The sequence below is a fragment of the Shinella sp. GW821-FHT11G07 genome, assembly GCF_058808115.1.
In genome coordinates this window covers 25,199-46,897 of the sequence record NZ_JBXARJ010000004.1, presented here as the reverse complement: position 1 = coordinate 46,897, position 21,699 = coordinate 25,199, and the positions used below count along the sequence as shown (strand labels likewise).

Below are 21,699 nucleotides of genomic sequence, written 5' to 3'. Positions count from 1 at the left end.
GGGCGGATAGAGGAGAACCCCGATGCTTCTGTCCATGCAGGGCATTTCCAAGGCGTTTGCCGGCGTCGCAGCGCTGAAATCCGCCTCCCTCGAGGTCGGGCCGGCGGAGATCATGGCGCTGGTCGGCCAGAACGGCGCGGGAAAATCGACGCTAATCAAGATTCTGACGGGCGTCTATCGGCGCGACGAGGGCAGTATTACTTTCGACGGCAAGGCGGTGGATTTCACCATGCCTGCCGAAGCACAGGCTGCCGGCATCGCAACGATCTACCAGGAAATCAACCTCGCCCCGCAGCGCTCGGTGGCGGAGAACATCTATCTCTCCCGCGAGCCGAAACGCTTCGGCCTGATCGACCAGGCCGCCATGCGGCGCGGCGCCGAAGCCGTGCTGAAAACCTTCAACCTCGATATCGACGTCGAGCGGCCCGTCGCGCATTTCGATGTGGCGACCCGGCAGATGGTGGCCATTGCCCGCGCCGTCACCCAGAATGCCCGCCTCGTCATCATGGACGAGCCGACCTCCTCACTCGACGAGCGCGAGGTCGCGGTGCTCTTCGAGACGATCCGCACCCTGAAACGCTCTGGCGTCGCCGTCATCTTCATCGGCCACAGGCTGGATGAACTCTATGCCATCTGCGACCGCGTGACGATCATGCGGGACGGCCAGACGGTTGCGAAAAGCACGATGGCGGAAATGCCGAAAATGGCGCTGGTGCGCCACATGCTCGGCAAGGAACTCGCCGCCTTCCAGGCCATGGCGCCGGACCAGGACGTGCCCGACCGACCCGTGCGCCTCGCCGTCGAAAATGCCGGCGCCGGCGTTCGCGTGCGCAATGTCAGCCTCGACGTGCGCGAGGGCGAAATTTCCGGCCTTGCGGGCCTGCTTGGCTCCGGCCGAACGGAGACCGCCCGCCTCATCTTCGGCGCCGACCCGATGCAGCACGGCACGATCCGCATGGACGGCCGGCATCGCACCTACCGCGAGCCGGCAGACGCCATTGCCGACGGTATCGGCCTCGTTTCGGAGGACCGCAAGATCGACGGCATCGTGCCGGACATGAGCATCCGCGAGAACATGACGCTGGCGCTCCTGCCGAAACTCAGGAAGGGCGGCATCGTCGACCGTGCCCGGCAGGACGAGATCGTTACCCGCTATATCCGGGCGCTCGGCGTCAAATGCGCCTCGCCCGACCAGCCGATCAAGGAGCTTTCCGGTGGCAACCAGCAGAAGGTGCTGCTCGCCCGCTGGCTCGCCACTGACCCGCGCATCCTCATCATCGACGAGCCGACCCGCGGCATCGACATCGGCGCCAAATCGGAAATCCTCAAGCTGCTGCGCAGCCTCGCCGACGAGGGATTGAGCGTGCTGATGATCTCCTCCGAACTGGAAGAACTCCTCGCCGCCGCCGACCGCGTCACCGTGCTCAGCGACGGCACGTCGGTCGCGACGCTGCCCCGCAAGGACTTGAGCGAGGCGGCGCTGCTCTCCGCCATGGCCCATCAGGCAGACCCATCGGGTGATTTGGCATGACGACGATCGAAACCCCTGCCCCGCAGCAATCCGGCGCGCTTTCCTCCGGTAGCCGGCTGTTCACGCTGGCGAGCCGATACGGCACCTTCGTCGCCTTCCTGGCGCTCATCGTCGTCAACATCGCCGTGACGCCGAACTTCCTGTCCTGGCAGACGCTCAACGTGAACCTCACGCAGGTCGCCACCATCGTCATCGTCGCGACCGGCATGACACTCGTCATCGCCACCGGCGGCATCGACCTTTCCGTCGGCTCGCTGATGGCGATTTCCGGGGCGCTGGCGCCGATGATCTTCATGGGCCAGTTCTGGCCGGTGGAAAGCATGGCCTTCGCCGTGACGCTCGCCTTTCTTCTGCCCGTGATCGTCGCCAGCCTGTTCGGCCTCTTCAACGGACTGCTTGTCACTCGCTTTTCCATCCAGCCGATCATCGCCACACTGGTACTCTTCATCGCCGGCCGCGGCATCGCGCAGGTCATGACCAACGGCAATCTGCAGGTCTTCAAGAACGAGGGCTTTCAGTTCATCGCCATGGGCCGCATCGCCGGCATTCCGGCGCAGGTCGTGCTGATGATCGTCATCGTCGCGCTGGCCTCCGCGATGATCCGCTACACGGTCATCGGCCGCCAGATCATTGCCGTCGGCGGCAACGAGAAAGCCGCGCGACTGACCGGCATACCGGTGAAGCGCGTCAAAATGCTCGTCTACATGATCAGTGGTGCGCTTGCCGGTCTTGCCGGCCTCATCGTGGTGGCCCGCAATTCCGCGAGCGACGCCAATCTCGTCGGCCTCGGCATGGAACTCGACGCCATCGCCGCCGTCGCCGTCGGCGGCACACTGCTGACGGGTGGCCGCGCCAACATCATCGGCACCCTGCTCGGCGCCTTCGTCATCCAGCTCGTGCGCTACACGCTGCTGGCCAATGGTGTGCCGGATGCGGCAGCACTCATCGTCAAGGCGGGGCTGATCGTGCTCGCCGTCTTCATCCAGCAGCGCGCCGACAGGCATTGAGGAGAACAACCATGCATGCGCTCCTCCGTCCCTTCGCCATCAAATCGTCCGTCGATCTCGCCCGGCTCGGCGTCATTCTCGCGCTTTTCGGCCTCATCCTCTTCGGGGCGCTGCGCTACGACAACTTCGTGTCGCCCTTCAACATCCTCAGCTTCCTGCGCTACAACTCCATGTTCGCGCTGATCGCACTCGGCATGGCCTTCGTCATCATCACCGGCGGCATCGATCTTTCGGTCGGGGGCACGGCGGCGATGGCAAGTGTGGTGGCAGCCCTGTTCTCCCCCTATCATTGGGCGGCTGGCCTCCTGGGCGGCATGGCAGCCGGCCTGGCCGTCGGCGCGCTCAACGGCTTAATCATCACCAGGATGCGCATCCAGCCCTTCATTGCGACGCTCGCGACCATGCTCGCGGCCTACGGCACAGGCCTGCTGCTTGCCAACAACCAGTCAGTCTCCGTCTCCTATGACACCGGCTTCACCATCATCGGCCAGGACGATTTCCTCGGCTTCCCCATCCCAGCCTGGATTGCGCTTGCCGCCTACATCCTCGGCTGGCTGGTGCTGGAAAAGCTCCCCGTCGGCCGCCATGTCCTGGCGATCGGCGACGGCGAGGCGACGGCGGGCCTGATGGGGCTTAAGGTCGAGCGCACGCTCGCTGCCGTCTATCTCGCCTCCGGCACGCTTGCCGGCCTTGCGGGCGTCATCCTTGCCTCGCAGTTCGGCGCCGGCCAGCCGACGGAGGGCGTCGGCTGGGAGCTCTTCGCCATTGCCTCGGTGGTGGTGGGCGGCACGCTGTTGACCGGCGGCTCCGGCTCTGTCGGCGCCACACTTGCCGGCGCGCTGCTGCTCGCCATGGTCTTCAACATCCTGAACTTCGAAAACGGCCTCGGCTGGATCTCGCTCTCCGCCTACTGGCAGTCCGTCATCCGCGGCGCCTTCCTGCTTGTCGTGGTCGTGCTGCAGGCCAAGCTGATGACGCGGCACCGGAGCACCTGAAAGCCGAAACGCCCTCCGAGAGGCGGCGAACAAGAGCCGGCGACGTCACTCGTGCACGCGGATACCGCGATGCCAGTCCTTCATGGGCCTGTCTTGCCCGCCTTCGCCTTTTCACCGGCGGGCATGCGCACAACGATACGCGTACCGCGCTTCTTCACCGCCGGACTTTCGGCGTGAATTTTCCCGCCCATAGCGTCGATGAAACCGCGGGCGATGGATAGGCCAAGACCGGTGCCCGACGAACGCCCGTCCGGCTTGCCCCGCCGGTAGAATTTTTCGAACACACGATCGATTTCCGCCGGCGGAATGCCCTTGCCGAGGTCGGTCACCGAGATGATCACCTCCTGCCCGTCGCATCGGGCATAGATGTTGACCGGCTCATCGCCACCGTACTTCACCGCATTGTCGAGCAGGTTGAACAGCGCCTGGCCGAGCAACACGCTATCGCCTTCGATGAACGGCAAATCGGCCGCGATGCCCGCCTCGATGAGCCTGTCGGGAAAATATTTGCGCGCCCGCTCTACGGCCGACTGTACGGCTTCGGTGACATCGATCCGATCCCGCTTCGGCTTGAGCGTGCCGGCGGCGATGCGGGTCATGTCGAGCAGGTTGGCAACGAACTGGCTCATCCGGCCCGCCTCTTCCTCGATCGATCGAAGGAGGCCGTCGCGGCGCTCGGGACTGACCTCTCCGCCGGTCTGGCGCAGGTTGCCGGCAGCATCCACGATGGTGGCAAGCGGCGTCCGCAGGTCATGCGAAACGGAGGACAACAGGGCATCGCGGTAGCGTTCGCCCTCCTGCCTTGCGGCCTGCGCGACGCTGTCTTCGGAAAGTCGCGCGCGATCGAGCGCGATTGCCGTCTGGTCGAGAATGGCCGACAGCGCGCGTTCGGCGTTGATATCGAGGCGGTCGTCCGTCTGCTGGATGCCGCAGACGCCGACCAGGCCGTGCGGGCCCATCAGCGGGCGGAACTCGAAGCGGCTGTTCGGCAGAGTGCTGGTGCCGGAACCGGCAATCTCCTGCTTGTCACGCGTCCAGCGCGCCGCCGTGAAATCGGTCACGTCCAGTTCCGTGTCGGGCGGCCAGACGGCCGCCACCTTCAGATTGCTCCCCTCCGGCAGCAGCAGCACGATGTTGCGCTTCAGGCTCGCCTGAAGATGAGAGACCGCGACCCAGATCGCATCGTCGGCCTTCGCCGTCGTCGAAAGCTTTCGCGAGAAATCGTAGAGCGATTGCAATGCCGTCGCACGCACGCGTGCGACCTCTGCCTGCTCCTTGATGCGGGAGGCGAAACCGCCGGCAATGATCGCGACCGAGAGGAAAACGACGAGCGCAAAAACCTCGTGCGGCGCGGTGATCGTGAAGGTGTGCAGCGGGTCGATGAACAGGAAGTTGTAGGCAAGCGCCGACAGGATGGCGGCGATAAAGGCAGACATATAACCGCCCATCACCGCCGCGCCGAGAACGGCGAGCAGGAAGAGCAGCGAGATGTTCGGCAATTCGGCGGCGAGGTGGATCAACTTGCCCGCCAGCGCCGTGACGGCAACGAGGCCCGTTGCGATCAACGCAGCCTGACGGAACGATGCGACGCCGGGCATGGCAGGGCGCGCTTGCACCGGAGGTTTTTCATTTTTCTCCGGCGTGACGAAATAGACCCCGAGGCCGGCCGCCCGGTGTGACAGCGCATCCGGCAGTGACCGGGACAGAAACCGCGTCCAGCCGCGGTTGCGTTTGGCACCGATGACGATCTGGGTGGCGTGCTCGCGCCGGGCCAGCTTGAGGATTTCCGCGACGAAGTCGTTGCCGACCACCCGGCGCGTTTCGGCACCCAACTGCTCGGCGAGGCGAAACAGCGCTTCGATGCGCTGCAGGTGCTCCTTGGTCTCCACGTCGCGGTCCGCCCGGTCGATCGACACGACGAGCCAGGGGGCGTTGAGGCCGGAGGCGAGGCGGCTTGCGACCCGCACCACCTTTTCCGAAAGATCGTCCGGCCCGACGCAGACGAGCAGCCGTTCGCCGGTCGCCCAGGGGCCTTCGATCGCGTGCTGCTTCAGATAGTCGACCACCTGCTCGTCGACCCGGTCCGCCGTGCGCCGCAGCGCCAGTTCGCGCAGCGCCGTCAGGTTTCCGAGCCGGAAGAAGCGGTCTATGGCGCGGCTGGCGCTTTCAGGCAGATAGACCTTGCCTTCCTTCAGCCGCTCGATGAGCTCGGTCGGCGGCAGGTCGACCAGCACGACCTCGTCGGCCTTCTTCAGCACGACGTCCGGCACGCGTTCGCGCACCGTGACCCCGGTGATCTGCGCGACGAGATCGGCCAGGCTTTCGAGATGCTGGATATTGACGGCCGTCCAGACATCGATGCCGGCGGCGATCAGTTCCTCGATGTCCTGGTGGCGCTTGGGGTGCCGGCTGCCTTCCGGGTTGGAATGGGCAAGTTCGTCGACAAGCACGATGCGCGGCCGTCGGGCCAGAGCACCGTCGAGATCGAACTCCTCGAGCGTCCGACCACGGTAGGGGATGGACGCGCGGGGCAGCACCTCCAGGCCATCGAGAAGGGCGGCGGTTTCGCTGCGTCCATGGGTTTCGACCAGCCCGACGACGATATCCGCGCCTTCGGCCTTCAATCGCCTCGCCCGGGAGAGCATGGCATAGGTCTTTCCGACCCCGGGCGCTGCGCCCAGAAAAACGGTCAGCTTGCCCCGGCGATCCTTGTCCGCCAATGCAAGCAACGCATCGGGATCCGCCCTGCGGCGTTCGTCGCGATCCTCTTCCGCCATTCTTCCTCTCGAATTCCCAGATGCGCACAGCGCGGGTTAGCTCTAGCACGTTCACGCTCGCTTCGCCGAGCCGGAACCGACATCGGCGAAAAGAGCTTTATTGGCTGTTGCCATTTTTTTGAAGCGGGGGCGGAATAATTCCACGGGCTTCGGTGTCTTGGCATGGGCGGCTGGAAAAAGCCGTCGTAACGACAGGAGACGACCATGAAGTTTCTCATCCTCGTGCCATTCGCCATTGCCGCCCTGGCAGGCACGGCCTTCGCCGCCGAACCGTTCACGACCGTCAAGACCGACAAGGGCGAGGTGCTCGCCGGCGAGAAGGGCATGACCCTCTACACCTTCAAGAAGGACGAGGCCGGCACCTCAAACTGCTACGACAAATGCGCCACGAACTGGCCGCCGGCGATCGCCGCTTCCGATGCGAAGGCAGAGGGTGCATATTCCCTCGTCACCCGCAAGGACGGGGCGAAACAATGGGCCAAGGACGGCATGCCGCTCTACTACTGGATCAAGGACACCAAGGAAGGCGATGCGACCGGCGATGGCGTGAACGACGTCTGGAATGTCGCGAAGCCCTGACCCGCACGGCTCGGGCGAGGGCGGCGGACGGGAAGGCCCCGCCTCCCCACCCCTGTCCTTCGACGCCGAAATCCTGGCGCTCCTGCCGCAGCTCCGGCGTTATTCGCGCAGCCTGACCCGTTCGGATGCCGATAGCGAGGACCTGTTGCAGGACTGCGTCGAGAAGGCGCTCACCCACAGGGCGCAATGGCGCGGCGCGAATATCCGTTCCTGGGCCTATCGGATCATGACCAATCTGCATCTCAACACCCGCCGCGCCCTCGCGCGGCGCCCCTCCGTCGGTATAGAGGCAGCGGAAACCACCGCGGCCCCCATTGCCGTATCGGATCCGCTGGAGCGCAACCGGCTCGTCCAGGCCCTCGAAATCCTGCCGAAGGAGGCACGCGCCGTGCTGATGCTGGTCGCCGTGGAGGGCCATTCCTATCAGGAGGTCGCCGACATCATGGACGTTCCCATCGGCACCGTCATGTCGCGCCTGTCGCGCGCGCGCCAGATGCTGCGCCGGCAGCTGCAGGAGGAAAACGTCATTCACCTGCGGAGCCCCCGATGAGCGAGAGCCGACCCGTTTCCGAAGCGGACCTGCACGCCTATGCCGACGGCTTCCTCGACGAGGCCGATCGCAAGCGCGTGGAAGACCATCTCGCCGAAAACCCCGAGGCGGCGCGCGTGATGGCCGACTGGCAGGCCCAGAACGAAGGCCTGAAGAACGCCTTCGCCCCCTATTCCGTTTCCCGCCCCTCGGATGTCGAGTTGATCGCCGGCCCGTCGACAGCGGCGAAATCGGGCAAGCCGCGCCAGCTTGCCATGGCAGCAGCGGCAGCGCTCATCTTCATGCTCGGTGGTCTCGCCGGCCATTTCGCGCCGATGGTCTTCGACAAGGCGCCGACCCTGACGGCCATGGACGCGCTGCCGCACGAGGCGCGCAATGCCTATCTGATCTATGCAAGCGAGGTTCGCCATCCGGTCGAGGTTTTTGCCGACCAGGAGGCGCATCTGGCCAAATGGCTTGGAAAACGCCTCGATATCACCGATCTCAAGGTGCCGAACCTGCAATCGGTCGGCTTCAAGCTGGTCGGTGGCCGCCTTCTCCCGGTCGCAGACAAGCCGGGCGCGATGTTCATGTTCGAAAACGACGCCGGGCGCCGGGTCACCGTCCTCGTCGGCCGCAATGGGGAGAACCGGACCACGAGTTTCCGCTTCGCCTCCACGGGCGGTGTCGAGACCTTCTACTGGATCGACGGCGACCTCGGCTATGCGGTGACCGGCGACATTCCGCGCACGCTTCTCCAGCAGATCGCCGAAGAATGTTACCGGCAGTTTCCGACATAGGATCTGCCCGGTCGGGCCAGATCAGGGGCGGCCGGCCCGGATCATTGAAAAATAGTCGTCTCCGCCGACCTGGCCGCCTTTCAGCGCGATCTGCAAACCATCCAGCGCACCGCCATGCGCGATGCAGAGCGGCGAGCCCGGTGTCTGCGGCAGCGGCATTTTCAACGTCAGCGCCGCAATGCCCATCTCGCCCAGCGCATGGCTCGACGTGTCCCCCCCTGCCACCACGGCGCGGGAAAGGCCGGCGCGCGCAACGAGTTCGCGCTGGATACGGCCAAGCGCCCTGCCCAGGCGGTGGCGAGCGAATATGTCGAGTTCACCGCCGCGATCCGCCGAGGGGCCGAGCGCCGTATACAGCAGGACGCTCCGTCCGCTCCCCAGCACCTTGAGACCATCCTCGACCGCCGCGTCCATCGCCGCCGCGCCGCTGTCACCGGACAGCAGGAGTGGATCCAGCGTCACGCCGCCAAAGCCGTCGGCGAGCGCGTGGCGGATCTGCCGCTCCGTCGTGGGTGAAACGCTGCCCGAGACGACGGCAATGCGATCCACCGGACCGGCCTCGGCAAAAACCGGTTTTTCGCCGATCAGTCCTTCGGCCCGCCATGCCGGGATCAGCGCATATTCCACACCGGAAGAACCACAGACGAAGCGGCTTTTCTGGCGCAATTCATTCCACAACAATGTGCCGGCAGCGGCCTGCGTCGCCGCGTCGAGCACGTCGATCAGCAGAATATCCGCCGCCTCTGGTTCCGGCCGACCGGACAGGGCAACCATGTCGATAAGCGCGGACGACAGGTTCGTCTGCCGCGCAAGATGCATCAGCAGATTGGCCTCATCCATCGGCGTAACAGGGTGGCGGGACATGACAGGATGACGGTCGATCCGATAGTTACGCCCCTGGTAGGCGGCAAAGAGGTCTCCGAACGCCGTGTAGCGACGAATCTGCGGTGCACCGACGATGAGCGGCACGGTCGCCTCGCCACATACCGTCCGCCCGATCTCGATCGCCCGACCGATATTGCCGATATGCGGCGCGGAATCGAAAGTGGAGCAGACCTTGTAGTGGCAAAGCTCGGCATCAAGTGCCTTCAACCACCCGAAAGCCGCGCGGAGGTGCACGTCCATCCATTCCGGTGTCTCGCTGCGGCTGGTACCGGCAAGACCGAAGGCGCGTGCATCGGAGAACCGCGACACGAGCGCTTCGTCGGGCACATTCAGGAACAGCACGGTTTCCACGCCGTTCGAGGCAAGCGCCTCCATGACGTCGGTCGAGCCGGTGAAATCGTCGCCATAATAGCTGATCAGCTGGCGCGTCATGGCTCAGGCCGCCCTGCCGTCGGCGAACTTGTCGATGGATTGCGCAAGCTCGGCATGGTCCTTCGCATAGGTCTCGAGCGGAATGCCCGCAACCGCCGCCTCCCAGGCCTGCTTGACCGCCTTCACACCCGCACCCGGCCCACCGGGATGGCTGACAATGCCGCCGCCGCAGAGATAGAGCAGGTCGGTTGAGCCACCCGTTGCCGCAATCGTATCGGGCGCCTGCCCGCCCCACTGGCCGGAACCGATCACCGGCAGCGCGACATCGCCTTCAAAAAAGAGCGGCGTGGTAACCGCCTTGTAAGAGCGCACGAAGCTCTCGTCCGGCTCCCAGTATTTCACGCGAATGCCGTTGATCTGGAATTGGTCGACGCCAAGCAGGCGCCAGAACTGCTGCCAGACGGAGAATTCGAAACCGAAGCCGGCATGACGCGTTAAGACATCCCAGCCGTTGCGGTGGGCATGCAGCACGAGACTGGAGCGCCTGCGCAGGAAGGCGATGCCACCGAAACCAATCGAGTTGATGTTGACGACGGCGCAATTACCGCCTGCGGCAGCCACCAGATCGTGGTTGCGCATCATTTCGTCCGGGTCGGCATGGCTGATGCCGAAGGCGTACATGACCTTCTTGCCGGTCTTCTGCTCGTGATCGAGGATTTTCGGCATGATCGCCGCCACCCGGTCCTTGAGCGGCGAATAGGCCGGGCTCATCAATTTTTCGTCGTCCTTGATGAAATCGACGCCCGCTTCGATCAGTTCGCCGACCATCTCGGCCGTCTCATGCGGCCTGAGACCAAGCGCCGGCTTGACGATGGTGCCGATGATCGGACGGTCCTTCACGCCGGTCAGCGCAAAACTGCCCGGCACGCCGAACTGCGGACCCAGATGGGCGGCGGCAAACTCCTGCGGCAGCTTCATGTCGACGATGCGGATGCCCGTCATGCCCTTGATGGAAAAGACGCCGCCGATCGCGATGGTCATCAGCGCGGAAAGATCGGTACCAACAGCATCCATCGGGAATTCGATATCGACATCGGCCCGATTGAACAGCGTCGCACCGCCCGCCTCCTCCGGGAACGAGGCACGATCGGTCGGCGGCAGCGGGCGGATCGCGACGACACGCGCCGCCACCCGTGCCTTCAACTCTTCCGTTTCACCCGGCAAGGCCACGAAGGTGCCGGTCGACTGGTCGCTGGCGATCTTCGTCGCCATCGCTTCCACCGAACCGGGCGTCTCTATCCGATAGGTCAGACGGATCACGGTTTTTCCTCTCGAGCGCAGGCGCGTGCTTGTTTGCTTTCGTCAACTGGTATAATGAGTATTTATGTTATTGCAAGCCGATTGCCGCAAAAGCTGTTGCGGCGAACCAACTTGGTGCATATTCCAACCTGTCGAAATCAGGTGATCCATGAACGTCGTTTCCGAACCGATCGTCCGCAAAAAACTCTCCGACGAAGTCTTCGCGCGGCTGAAGCACATGATCGAAACCGGCGAGCTGAAGGCGGGCGACGACATGCCCTCCGAACGCGAACTCATGGAGCGCTACGGCGTCGGCCGCCCGGCGATCCGCGAGGCGATGCAGGCGCTTGCCGGAAAGGGCCTTGTCGAGATTTCGCAGGGCGAGCGCGCCAAGGTGCTGCGCATCACCGCCGAATCCATCTTCCGGCAGGTCGATCTGCCGGCCAAGATGATGCTCTCCGGCTCCTCCGACTCGCTGGAGCATCTGAAGAGCGCCCGTATCTTCTTCGAACGCGGCATGATCCGGGAAGCGGCCGCCAAGGCCACACCTGACCACATCGCGCAACTCAATGCCCTCCTCGACAAGCAGAAGCAGAGCCTTGGCGATGCGGACGCCTTCATCGAAGCCGACATGGAGTTCCACCAGTATATCGCGCAGATTTCCGGCAATCCGATCTTCGCGGCGGTCAGTGGTGCAATGCTGGGCTGGCTGAAGTCCTATCATACGGAAATGCTCATCTGGACGGGCCGCGAAAACTTTACGCTCGCCGAACACGCGGAAATCATCCGCACGATCGAGAAGGGCAATGCCGACCTCGCGGAAAAGGCGATGATCAAACATCTCGAACGCTCCCGCGCGCTCTATGCCCTCAAGGAGCGGACGTAGGGTTCAGAGCACGATCTCGACGCAGCCATAGGACGGCACGACGATCCGTTCGCCTGCCGGCAAATCGACACTCTCTGCCCCGATGAGCGAGACCCGGCGCGGCGGTTGGGACAAGGCGGCCACCTGCGGGTTTGCGGTGATGTTCGCCAAAAGCAAGCGCTCCTTGGAAGCGAGCCCGAGCAACGCATCCGCGCGAGACGTCTCGACGGCATGCACTGCCTCACCTGCCAAGATGCCAAGGCACGCCAGAACATGCGCGAGCGGCCGCAAATCACCCTGTACCGTTGCCTCGCCCTCCCCTGCGACCAGGCCGTAGGGACCGGCAAGCGTCGACAGTGTCACCACCTCCAGCCCGGCAGGGACGACCGTTGCGGCGTATGCCAGCGTCCATGCTGCACCGAACTGGCCGTTGTGCCGCGGATCGACATTGGCCATGGGAATGCGCCCACCCGCCCGGTTGTCCTTCGTCGCACTGCCGTAGGGGTTCTGCCGCATGGCGATCGTCGACGGGCCGATGCGATAGGGCTTGTCGCCATAGATCGCACGGGTCGAGCTGACGACATGGCGCAGCGCTTCAAACGTCTGCATGACGGACAGATCATCGGCCGCATGCACGATCGGATTGGTGCAATGGCTGACATAATCGATAGGGTCGGCCGGCACGCGCTTGCGGTTGAGTTCAGTGAAATAGCTCATCATGCCACCGCCGAGCCGTACACCGGGAAAAGCCGCGCGCGCGGCGGCATAGACCTCCTCCAGCAGTGGGCATTCCGGCCACGGGCTCCCGGGCGGCGTCGACTGGCGATCGACCGAGGGGCAGACGAACAGGGTATCGAGCGTCAGGCCGGCCTCCTGCACAAGCGCTGCGAACCCGGCCATTTCCTCCTGCAGCGGACGCTTGCACGGTACGGCAAGTTCCAGCGTCATCCGGAGCCCGGATTTTTCCGCGATCTCCGCGTAGCCCTTCAGCGCGGCAAGGCCATGCCCCGCCCCCGGATCGAAATGGCCGATCAGGTGCCGTGCGCCGATGGTTTTCAGGGTTTCGAGCGCGGCCAGCTCCTGCGCAGGGCATTCCGGCCGCAGACCGACACCGATTTCAGGAAAGCGGAAGCCCGTCGGCACCAGTTGCAGGGCGATAATATCAGATGCATCGACAGCGCGTGCAGCATCGTCTTCCGCCCGAATTTCAACGGCGATCGTCTGGCTGAACGGCTCGTTTTTCGCCACACGATACGGCCATGGCAGCGCCAGAGGACGCACATAGGTCTTGTAGGAGCCATCGGTCCAGTTGCGCTGATCCTCCATCTCGAAGATGTCACCATCGAAGGCCGTCATCGCCGCGATACCGGGCGCGACCTGATGGGTAATCGCGACGATGTCCTTGAACGGCTGCCATGGCTCGATCTCTTGTGGCCAGTGCGACCGTTCGATGCTGCCGTTGCCATGCCGGACCTCGACAGGCTCTCCCGCAACACCGACGACCGGGTGCAGCACGACGAAGCCGGCACGGGCCGTTTCAAAATCGGCATCGCTGACACAATGGGCAGAGAACCTAATGGTTTTTGCCGTGCCCGAAATCGCGATGGCGCAATCGAGATTGGCACCCGAGGGCGCGGTGAAGCGGGCGTTATAGGTAACGGAAAAGCCCAGTCCCGTTTCCGCGACGGCCAGATCGGCGATCGTGGCGCTGCATGTGCCCCAATCCTTGTCGCGCACGAGAAAGGCGATGGCCCGGAGAACCTCGTGTCCGCGGAAACGCAGGGTGCGAAGGTTCCCGCCCTGAAGCTCCACACTGAGATCGCCCGCAACGAGTGTCCGGCTTTCCGGTTCCCGTTCGCCTGTGCCGTAGAGCCGCAGCAGGTCCTCGCTCATCCCAGCAGGTCCCGCAGCGAAACGGTCTCCCCACGCTCGGCGCTCAAGTAGGCGGCTTCGACAAGGGCAAAGGTTTTCAGATTGTCGCGGCCCGACGTATCCGGCGCCTGACCGGTTGTCAGCCGCTCGATCCAGTGTTTCTGGATAAGGGCCACACTCTCCTGGATATTGTGCCATGGGCGCGAGGCCCAGGGCAGCAGGGTCGGCGCGACGATGCTTTCCGTCGTGCCATCAGGCCCATGGACGATCAACTTGTAGTCCTTGCCGAGCCTGAGGGTGCCCGCGCTGCCATCAATCTCGACAAACGTTTCCGGGAACGGTTCTTCCGGCAACTTCGTCGCATAGCTGACATCGATGATCGAGGTGATGCCGTTGTCGTGGTCGAGCAGCATGGTCGCCACGTCCTCGCCGGCAATGTCCGGATTGATGCGGCGCGTACGGGCAGTCATGCGGCCGGCATCGCCGAACAGGAAGCGGGCGATATCGAGCGAATGGATGCCGAGGTCTTCGATGATGAAGCGCTTGCCCTTCGCTAGATAGGGTTGGCCGGAGAAGACATCGAAGCCGGAGCGGAAGGAGACGCGGCCCCAGAAGGGATCGCCGATCGCGCCGCCGTCCAGCACCGCCTTCACCGCAAGAATGGGCGTCTGCCAGCGGAAATTTTCGTGGATCATCAGGGGAACGCCGGCATTGTCAGCGGCAGCAACCATCGCCTGGGCATCGGCCAGCGTCGGCGCAAACGGTTTTTGGCAGATCGCAGGCACCTTGTGGCTGGCGGCAAGCTCGACCAGCGCCTGATGGCTGCCGACCGTCGTTGCGATATCGACGAAATCGAAGCCGCCATCGGCAAACATATCGTCCGCCGAGTGATAACGCCGCGCTACGCCGAACTGGTCGCCGACGATCGCAAGCCGTTGCGGATCACGGTCGCAGATCGCCACGATCTCCACATTGGCCAAATCCTGCCAGCCATGCATCTGGTTGACAGCGAAGAAGCCGCAGCCGATCAGCGCACCCTTTACCTTCGCCATATTCAGCCTGCCTTTGCCATCTGCATCAGGGTAACGCGCTGCTGCAAGCGGCGCTGCGCCTGGTCGACAACAACAGCGACGATGATGACGAGACCCTTGATCACCATCTGCCAGAAGGAACTCACGCCCATCATCACCAACCCGTCCGAGAGAATGCCGATCACGAAGGCGCCGATAATCGTTCCGCCGATCGTGCCGCGCCCGCCCGACATGGATGTACCACCGAGAACCGCCGCCGCAATGGCGTTGAGTTCGAGGTTCGTGCCGGTCGCGGGGTGCGAGGCCATCAGTTCCGAGGAGATGATCAGGCCGACGATCGCCGCGCAGAAGCCGGAAAACATGTAGACGATCATTTTTACGCGGTTGACGCGGATACCCGACATGCGGGACGCGCGCTCATTGCCACCGACCGCAAAGATATGCCGGCCGAGCGGCACGAAGCGGGCGAAGTAGGCGGCCCCCAGCGCCACGACGATGAGGATCCAGACCGAGACCGGCAGTCCCAGGATCGAGCCGGAGCCCAGATAGGAAAAACCCTGGTTGCCGAGGTCTTCGCGCCCCGTGAGATTGGGCAGCGTCTGACCGTCAGAATAGAGCAGCGCCATGCCGCGCGCCACATAGAGCGTGCCGAGCGTCGCGATGAAGGGGGCGACATTTAGCCGGGTAATCAGCAGGCCGTTGACCGCGCCGATCAGGATGCCGACGACCATGACGATAACAGCCACCTCGACGATGTTGAAATAGACCGTGTAGCCCAGCGGCAGCGCGACGCCATACATGATGAGCCCGCCGGCGATCATGCCGCAGAGGCCGACGATCGAGCCGACCGAGAGGTCGATGCCGCCGGTGATGATGACGAAGGTCATGCCGATCGCCAGAAACGCATTCTGCGTCGCATGTTTCGACATCAGGATCATGTTGGCGGTCGACAGGAAGTTCGGCGCGAAGATTGAGAAGAAGATGATCACCGCAAAGAGCGCAATGAAGGTTCGAAGCTTCATCAGCGTGAGCAGGGCGGCGCCGGTGGAGAGGTGGTTGCCGGTGGCGGCAGTGTGCGTTGCTGTCGTCATCACGCATGCATCCTTTTGGTTTTATGTCCCTCTGCGGAGGCCGAGACGATCATCTCTTCGGTGGCGTCCTTACGGTCGACGACCGTCACCAGCCGTCCGTTGCTCATCACCGCAATGCGATCGGACAGCGCCATGACCTCTTCGAGGTCCGAGGTGGAAAACAGGATGGCGAGGCCCTCGCCCGCCAGCCGCCGCATGGTGCGAAAGACGTCCGCCTTGGCGCCGACGTCGATGCCGCGGCTCGGCTCGTCCATCAGCAGCACCTTCGGACCGGTCATCAGCGCCTTGCCGATGACGACCTTCTGCTGGTTGCCGCCCGACATGGAGGTAACGTCGAAATCCGGGTTCTTCGCCTTGATGGAAAGATTGCGGATCGCCTCAAGGATCGCCGCCTTCTCCAGCTTCAGGTCGATATGGAAGCCGGCTTTCAGAAACTGGCCAAGGCTTGCCATGGACAGGTTGTCGGCAATCGACATGGACTGCACGAGCCCTTCGCGCTGGCGATCCTCCGGGATCAGCGCAAGGCCCTCGCGGATACGCCGGGTCGTGTCACGACCCTTCAACTCCTCGTCCTCGACGAAGATTTTTCCCGTGTAATGCTCGTGCCGGCCCATGATGCATTCGAAAAGCTCGGAACGCCCCGCGCCCATCAGGCCGTAGATGCCGAGGATCTCGCCCTTGCGCACGCCGATCGAGACATGATCGACCGCATAGCCACCCTGCGCGCGCGGTAGGCAGATATCTTCCGTGCGAAAGACTTCCTCGCCCGGCGCATGATCGACCTGCTTGGCAAAGTCCTTGGCATCCGAGCCGATCATGGAGCGCACGATCCAGCGCGTGTCGATGTCCTTGACCATGGCATGGCCGGTGATCTGCCCGTCCTTCAGGACGGTAATATAGTCGCCGATGCGCATCAGCTCTTCCAGCCGGTGCGAGATATAGACGATGGCGACGCCGCGCGCCTTGAGGTCCGCGATGACGCGGAACAGCACGTCGACTTCGGCAGCGCTCAGCGCCGAAGTGGGCTCGTCCATGATGAGGATGCGGGTATCGAGCGAGACGGCGCGGGCGATCTCGACAAGCTGCTGCTGGCCGATCGGCAGGTCTTCCGCCAGCGTATCGGCGGAAATTCCGGCCTCGAGACGGTTCAGGAATTCGTTGGCTTTCTCCACCTGGGCCTTGTGGTCGATACCGCGCAGGCCGCGGGTGATCTCGCGGGTGGCAAAAATGTTCTCGGCGACAGAGAGGTTGCCGAAGAGGTTCAGCTCCTGGAAAACGATACCGATGCCGTGCCGCACCGCATCCGCCGGACTGTTGAGATGAATACGCTCGCCATCCATCCAGATCTCGCCGAGCGTCGGCCGCTCGACGCCGGCGATGATGCGCATCATGGTGGATTTGCCGGCGCCGTTTTCACCGACGAGCACGTTCACCGCACCGCGCCGAAGTTTCAGGTCCGCCTTCTTCAGCGCCACGATGCCCGAATAAGCCTTCGTGATGTCCTTGAGTTCGAGAATGACGTCGCCATCGTCCTGCTCGGCCATCGTCAGCCTCCCACGGTGATGGTGGCCGGCACGAACTGCGGCAGCTGGCCCTTGGCGGGTAGCGGGTAGGCGCCGGTCGCCTTGATCGTCTTGCCGGTCAGGCCTTCGCGCGACAGTTTCTCCAGCAGCGCGCCATTCACATAGGTGTTGAACGACTTGCCGTACTGCGCCCATTCGATCTGGTTCTTGAACTCGTTGAAGTTCACGAATTTCAGGCTGTCGCGCAGCGCCGTGCCGCGGATCGCCGGGCCGATCGAGACGCGCACATCGGCCTTTTTGTCGCCGTCGACATCCACGTCGACATACCCGGCGCGTGACTTGGTCTCTTCGCCGACGATCACGCCATCGATCTTGGCGGCGAAAGTCCAGGGCGCATTGCCCTGCTTTTCCTTGTGGCCGTATTTTTCAGCGGCCGCGTTCAAATCGCTTGCCGCAAGCGCCGCGACGTCCTGGAAGGCGCCACCGCGCTCCTCGAGATAGGGCACGACCTTGGCGTCCCAGATATCGGCAACCAGCTTGTCGGGGTTGAAGGCGCCCGCCGCCGCCTGTTTCTGTTCGTCCTCTGTCTTGACGAACTTGCAGCCGCCGAGCGCGAGTGCGCCCGCAAGCACGAGTGTACAGGCAGCGTTGAACCTCAGCATTCCCATTCTCCGTCACAAACAGAAAACGCGAGGTGGGACCGCACCCCGCCTCGCGCCATCGCGGATAGGATTACTCGGAGAGCGCGAAGGTCTCGAGCTTACCGGCATTGTCCGCGGTGATGAGCACGCAGTCCATGAGCTGCTTTTCCTCGGCCGGCGCCTTGCCGGTCGTGATGTACTCATGCGCCTGGGTGACGGCGAGCTGGGCCTGGGCATAGGCCGGCTGCATGACGGTCGCCTTGATGCCGCCTGCCTTGATGGAGTCGCGCACGTCGTTCGAACCGTCGAAGCCGACGACGATGACATCCTTGCGGCCGGCAGCCTGAAGGGCTGCAATCGCGCCCATGGCCATCGTGTCGTTGCCGGCGATGACGCCTTGGATGTCCGGGTTCGCCTGAAGGATGGTCTCCATCTTGGAGTAGCCTTCCGTCTGGCTCCAGTTGGCCGACTGCTGGGCGACCATCTTCATGTCAGGATATTCGTCCATGACGTCGTGGTAGCCCTTGGAGCGGATGCCGGCATTGAGATCGGCTTCGCGGCCGAGCAACTCGACATAGTTGCCCTTCTCGCCCATCAGCTTGACGAACTCTTCGGCACCGAGCTGCGCGCCCTGATAGTTGTTCGAAACGATCTGCGAGACGGCGACGCCGGTAGCGTTGATTTCACGGTCGATCAGGAAGGAGGGAATGCCCGCATCCTTGGCCTTTTGGACGGCGGCGATCGAGGCTTCCGAGCCGGCATTGTCGAGGATGATCGCCTTGGCGCCGCGACCGATGGCGGTGTCGATCAGCTGCGACTGCTTGTTGGCGTCGTCGTCATGCACCAGAACCAGCGTCTCGTAGCCGAGTTCCTTGGCCTTGGCTTCCGCGCCGACAGCTTCCGCCTTGAAGAACGGGTTGTCGTGGCTTGGCGTGATGATGGCGATGAGGTCGGCCGCGAAAGACGGCATGGCAACGCTTGCGGCCATGACGGCGGCAAAGCCGACGGTGATCAGTCTGCGGGTAATGTTCATAGTCTCTCCTCCCGGTTAGGCACCGAATTCCAGCAGCCATCCCTCCATTGAAAATGGCCGCCCCGGTGCGATCTTTAGCCGGCGCGTGACGCCGGCCGCGGCGGGCCAGGCCCGCCGGAAATCAGGTGATACGCTGGATGCTGGCTGCGATTTCCGCAGGCTCGAACACGCGCTTCCAATCGTCCTTCATGAGCACGGGCTTGCCGAACTCGATCGCCTTGTTGCAGGCATCGGAGAAGACGCCCGGTGTCTCCTCGAAGATCACCGCGCCGAGCACGTTCATGTGGCCGAGCAGGAAGTCGCGGGCGGCTTCCTTGGCAACGCCGCGGCGCACGCATTCGTCCATGGCTTCGCGCATCACGACGAGCAGCGAGGCACAGACTGTCTCGGACAAGCCCGGCTCCAGCAGCGCCATCTGTTCGACCGTCACGCGGTGAGAACGCATGACCGGTGCCCAGATCACCTTGGCGATCTCTTCACCGAGCGCATAGGCCTCTTCAGGACCCTGCATCAGCGCGGACACGATGTGCTGCTTGGCCGCGACACCACCGAAGAAATCGCGCTTGGCCGCCGGGTCCGTCTCATCGTTGAAGATCGGCGGGTGGCAGGGATGCGTGACGAAATAGGTCAGGTCCGCGCGCTCCGGCAGGTGGCCGGCGAAGGGGGCGGCAGCATCGAGCGCCACGACCATGGTGCCCGGCTTCAGCTTATCGACGATGCCGGCTGCGACCTTGCCAATCGCCGTATCCGGAACCGCGAGAATGACGACATCAGCGCCATCGAGACCTTCATCGGCGGATACGCAGGAGAGCCCGAGATCGTCGGCAAGGCGCGCCTTGCCGGCATCGCTCACTTCGATATGCCGGACATCGAAACGCGAACCCTTGAGATTCTTGGCGAGCCGATAGCCCATTTTGCCACCGGCACCGAACAGCGCGATCGATGTCATCGAAGACCTCCCTGAATGCGAGCGGCCGGATCCAAAATCCTGTCCAGCCGAAATTTCCTCCACCGGTCACCCGGCGTGGGCCTATATTTCCCAACTGGTATAACAAGTCAATAACTATCTCTCAGAATAAGTGACATGGGCAAATCCGGCTTCTCATTCCGACAGCGCAAAGAAAAAGCCGACCGTCTCGCGACGGCCGGCTCGAGGTCACGCGCTTTACGCACGTAAGGTGTCAAAGGCTGACGCGGTTGAAGGCGGTGAGGTGTTCGGTAACGGCCGCAAGCTCCTCCGCCCGCCGGCGTTCATCCCAGCCCAGCGCAGACGCGGCGACGGTTGCGATCTCGTCCAGTCCGGCTGCGCTGAGCCGCCCTTCGATGGCAAGCGTCGTTCGCCGCATGACGATATCAGCGAGATGTTCGACCATTTCGCTGCGCACGATCCAGTCGATTTCCGCCCTGCTGTAACCATCCACATGGGCGAGCGGCGCAGCGCCACCCTCCCCGCCGATATGGGCCAGCACCGCATCGGCGGTCGTGCCGTAACGCCCAAGCAGCGCGTCAACCATCGCGGCAGGCAGGCCGCTTTTCGCGGATCGCGCGGAAACCCAGGCGCGCCGCGCAGCATCATCCACCGGGAAGGCGCGCCCGCCGCCGATCGGCAGCATCTGTGTGCTGATCTTGCGTGTACGGCCCATGCGCGCAAGGATCGTATCTGAGACCTCCTCGGCGAAACCGCGGAAGGTGGTCCACTTGCCGCCGACCAGCGAGATGACGGAAAACGGCCGCCTCTCGGCAGGTTCCGCCACGGGTGCCGAATGGTCGCGGCTGATCAGGCCGGGATTGCTGGCGTCCGACGCCGGCAGAGGCCGGATGCCGCTATAGGCATAGACGATCTGCTCGCGACCGAAGTCCAGCTTGGGCAGGAGAGAACGCAGGCTGGCAAGGAAGTAGTCGATCTCCTCCTCCTCGCAGCGCACCGTCTCGGGATTGTCGGCCTTGGTGTCCGTCGAGCCGACCAACGCGAGACCGAGGAAATCGTAGACCAGGCAGATGCGCCCGTCATCGGCCTCGAAATAGATCATCCGGCCCTTGAGGCTTTTGACGAGATCGGGGTGCCTGAGGAGGATATGCGATCCCTTCGTGCCACCGATCAGTTTTCCGGGAACGCCCAGCGTCGCATTGACCTGATCGATCCACGGACCGGCGCCGTTCACGATGGTGGCCGCACGCACCAGCCGCTCCGTGCCGCGCGGATCGCGAAGGTGCAGCACGCCTTCCTCTTGCCCGAGCAGCGTCGTGTCGTTCATCGCGCGGGCGTCCGGGCTGGCATCGAGGCCATCCCTCACCAGTTCCCAGACCAGCCGTTCCGGCCGGCTGATCTTGGCGTCGTAATAGATGCCGCCGGCGACGATGCGCGGCGTGATTTCCGGCATTTCCTCCAGCGCCTTGCGGCGAAAGAAGAACTGATGTTTTGGCATGACGCGGTGACGTGCGCCGTAGAGATCGTAGAGCGCAAGGCCGATCTTGATCAGCACGGCACCACGGCTGCGCGGCGCGGTCGTCGAGCCGAGCAGTGTGCGGAATGCCGCAAAGGCCCCCTTCATCAGCGAGAAGGAAGGAATGAAAGTCGGCAGGGGCTCGACGCAATGCGGCGCGTTGCGCAGCAGCAGATTGCGCTCCAGTGTCGACTGCGCGACGAGGCCCAGTTCCCCCGTCTCCAGATACTTGATGCCGCCATGGATGAGGCGCGAGGGAGCGGCGCTGGTGCCGGAACCGAAATCGGCCTTGTCGACGATCAGGCATTTCAAACCCTGGAGGCAGAGATCCCGAAAGAGCCCGGCCCCGTTGATGCCTGCGCCGAGGATGATCACGTCGAAGGTCTCGACCGTGCCGGCTGTTGTGTTCGTCATGATGGGTATTC

General features: G+C 63.7%; 18 protein-coding genes. 7 read left to right on the top strand and 11 right to left on the bottom strand.

The features are described 5' to 3' along the window. The first annotated feature begins 22 nt into the window (after window positions 1–22). From AC1RT2_RS09250 to AC1RT2_RS09240, 3 genes are read left to right on the top strand one after another with little or no spacing between them, the layout of a single operon-like run. Entirely contained in the window at window positions 23–1,531 is a 1,509-nt protein-coding gene (locus AC1RT2_RS09250; protein WP_493101344.1) for a sugar ABC transporter ATP-binding protein, read from the top strand. After that, entirely contained in the window at window positions 1,528–2,538 is a 1,011-nt protein-coding gene (locus AC1RT2_RS09245; RefSeq protein WP_493101342.1) for an ABC transporter permease, read from the top strand. Before AC1RT2_RS09250 ends, AC1RT2_RS09245 begins: the two co-directional genes overlap by 4 nt. An 11-nt stretch (window positions 2,539–2,549) precedes the next feature. Then, a complete protein-coding gene (locus AC1RT2_RS09240) occupies window positions 2,550–3,533 on the top strand; it encodes an ABC transporter permease (protein WP_493101340.1) in 984 nt (327 codons plus the stop codon). A gap of 80 nt (window positions 3,534–3,613) precedes the next feature. Here the strand turns inward: AC1RT2_RS09240 and AC1RT2_RS09235 are convergent, their stop codons facing one another. Then, a complete protein-coding gene (locus tag AC1RT2_RS09235) occupies window positions 3,614–6,310 on the bottom strand; it encodes an ATP-binding protein (protein ID WP_493101338.1) in 2,697 nt (898 codons plus the stop codon). A 204-nt stretch (window positions 6,311–6,514) separates the two neighbouring features. Here AC1RT2_RS09235 and AC1RT2_RS09230 point away from each other — a divergent pair, with 204 nt between their 5' ends. Genes AC1RT2_RS09230 through AC1RT2_RS09220 form a run of 3 tightly spaced genes read left to right on the top strand, consistent with a single transcriptional unit; the run spans window position 6,515 to window position 8,218 of the window. Next, window positions 6,515–6,889, top strand: coding sequence for a COG4315 family predicted lipoprotein (locus AC1RT2_RS09230; RefSeq protein WP_493101336.1), 375 nt, complete (start codon window positions 6,515–6,517; stop codon window positions 6,887–6,889). Then, window positions 6,873–7,439 carry an RNA polymerase sigma factor gene (locus AC1RT2_RS09225; RefSeq protein WP_493101334.1) on the top strand — a complete coding sequence of 189 codons (567 nt, stop codon included), beginning with the start codon at window positions 6,873–6,875 and terminating at the stop codon, window positions 7,437–7,439. Before AC1RT2_RS09230 ends, AC1RT2_RS09225 begins: the two co-directional genes overlap by 17 nt. Then, complete coding sequence (locus tag AC1RT2_RS09220; RefSeq protein ID WP_493101332.1) at window positions 7,436–8,218, top strand: anti-sigma factor family protein; 783 nt, start codon at window positions 7,436–7,438, stop codon at window positions 8,216–8,218. Before AC1RT2_RS09225 ends, AC1RT2_RS09220 begins: the two co-directional genes overlap by 4 nt. Window positions 8,219–8,239: 21 nt before the next feature. Here AC1RT2_RS09220 and AC1RT2_RS09215 read toward each other — a convergent pair whose 3' ends face one another. Beyond that, on the bottom strand, window positions 8,240–9,535 hold the full coding sequence (locus AC1RT2_RS09215) for a four-carbon acid sugar kinase family protein (RefSeq protein WP_493101330.1): 1,296 nt from the start codon (window positions 9,533–9,535) through the stop codon (window positions 8,240–8,242). Window positions 9,536–9,538: 3 nt separating this feature from the next. Then, window positions 9,539–10,795 (bottom strand): 3-oxo-isoapionate-4-phosphate decarboxylase OiaX, encoded by a 1,257-nt coding sequence (gene oiaX / locus AC1RT2_RS09210; protein ID WP_493101328.1) that lies wholly within the window; start codon window positions 10,793–10,795, stop codon window positions 9,539–9,541. Between the two features lie 148 nt (window positions 10,796–10,943). On the opposite strand from oiaX, the gene AC1RT2_RS09205 reads away from it, so the two are divergent. Continuing rightward, on the top strand, window positions 10,944–11,660 hold the full coding sequence (locus tag AC1RT2_RS09205) for a transcriptional regulator NanR (RefSeq protein ID WP_493101326.1): 717 nt from the start codon (window positions 10,944–10,946) through the stop codon (window positions 11,658–11,660). Window positions 11,661–11,663: 3 nt separating this feature from the next. Here AC1RT2_RS09205 and apnL read toward each other — a convergent pair whose 3' ends face one another. From apnL to AC1RT2_RS09165, 8 genes are all read right to left on the bottom strand, one after another. Then, on the bottom strand, window positions 11,664–13,532 hold the full coding sequence (apnL, locus tag AC1RT2_RS09200) for a D-apionate lactonase (RefSeq protein WP_493101324.1): 1,869 nt from the start codon (window positions 13,530–13,532) through the stop codon (window positions 11,664–11,666). Continuing rightward, window positions 13,529–14,563 (bottom strand): Gfo/Idh/MocA family protein, encoded by a 1,035-nt coding sequence (locus AC1RT2_RS09195; RefSeq protein ID WP_493101322.1) that lies wholly within the window; start codon window positions 14,561–14,563, stop codon window positions 13,529–13,531. The genes apnL and AC1RT2_RS09195 overlap by 4 nt, the downstream gene beginning before the upstream one ends. A 2-nt stretch (window positions 14,564–14,565) precedes the next feature. After that, window positions 14,566–15,633 carry an ABC transporter permease gene (locus tag AC1RT2_RS09190; protein ID WP_493101320.1) on the bottom strand — a complete coding sequence of 356 codons (1,068 nt, stop codon included), beginning with the start codon at window positions 15,631–15,633 and terminating at the stop codon, window positions 14,566–14,568. Further along, window positions 15,633–17,177, bottom strand: coding sequence for a sugar ABC transporter ATP-binding protein (locus tag AC1RT2_RS09185; RefSeq protein WP_493101318.1), 1,545 nt, complete (start codon window positions 17,175–17,177; stop codon window positions 15,633–15,635). The genes AC1RT2_RS09190 and AC1RT2_RS09185 overlap by 1 nt, the downstream gene beginning before the upstream one ends. A 2-nt stretch (window positions 17,178–17,179) precedes the next feature. Further along, window positions 17,180–17,818: a DUF2291 family protein gene (locus AC1RT2_RS09180; RefSeq protein ID WP_493101316.1), complete on the bottom strand. Its 639-nt coding sequence runs from the start codon at window positions 17,816–17,818 to the stop codon at window positions 17,180–17,182. 70 nt (window positions 17,819–17,888) lie between these two features. Further along, window positions 17,889–18,830, bottom strand: a complete 942-nt coding sequence (locus AC1RT2_RS09175; protein ID WP_160860763.1) for a D-ribose ABC transporter substrate-binding protein — start codon at window positions 18,828–18,830, stop codon at window positions 17,889–17,891. A gap of 121 nt (window positions 18,831–18,951) precedes the next feature. Then, window positions 18,952–19,779 carry a phosphogluconate dehydrogenase C-terminal domain-containing protein gene (locus tag AC1RT2_RS09170; RefSeq protein ID WP_257946393.1) on the bottom strand — a complete coding sequence of 276 codons (828 nt, stop codon included), beginning with the start codon at window positions 19,777–19,779 and terminating at the stop codon, window positions 18,952–18,954. 232 nt (window positions 19,780–20,011) lie between these two features. Then, on the bottom strand, window positions 20,012–21,688 hold the full coding sequence (locus AC1RT2_RS09165; RefSeq protein WP_493101313.1) for a glycerol-3-phosphate dehydrogenase/oxidase: 1,677 nt from the start codon (window positions 21,686–21,688) through the stop codon (window positions 20,012–20,014). Between the last annotated feature and the right edge of the window lie 11 nt (window positions 21,689–21,699).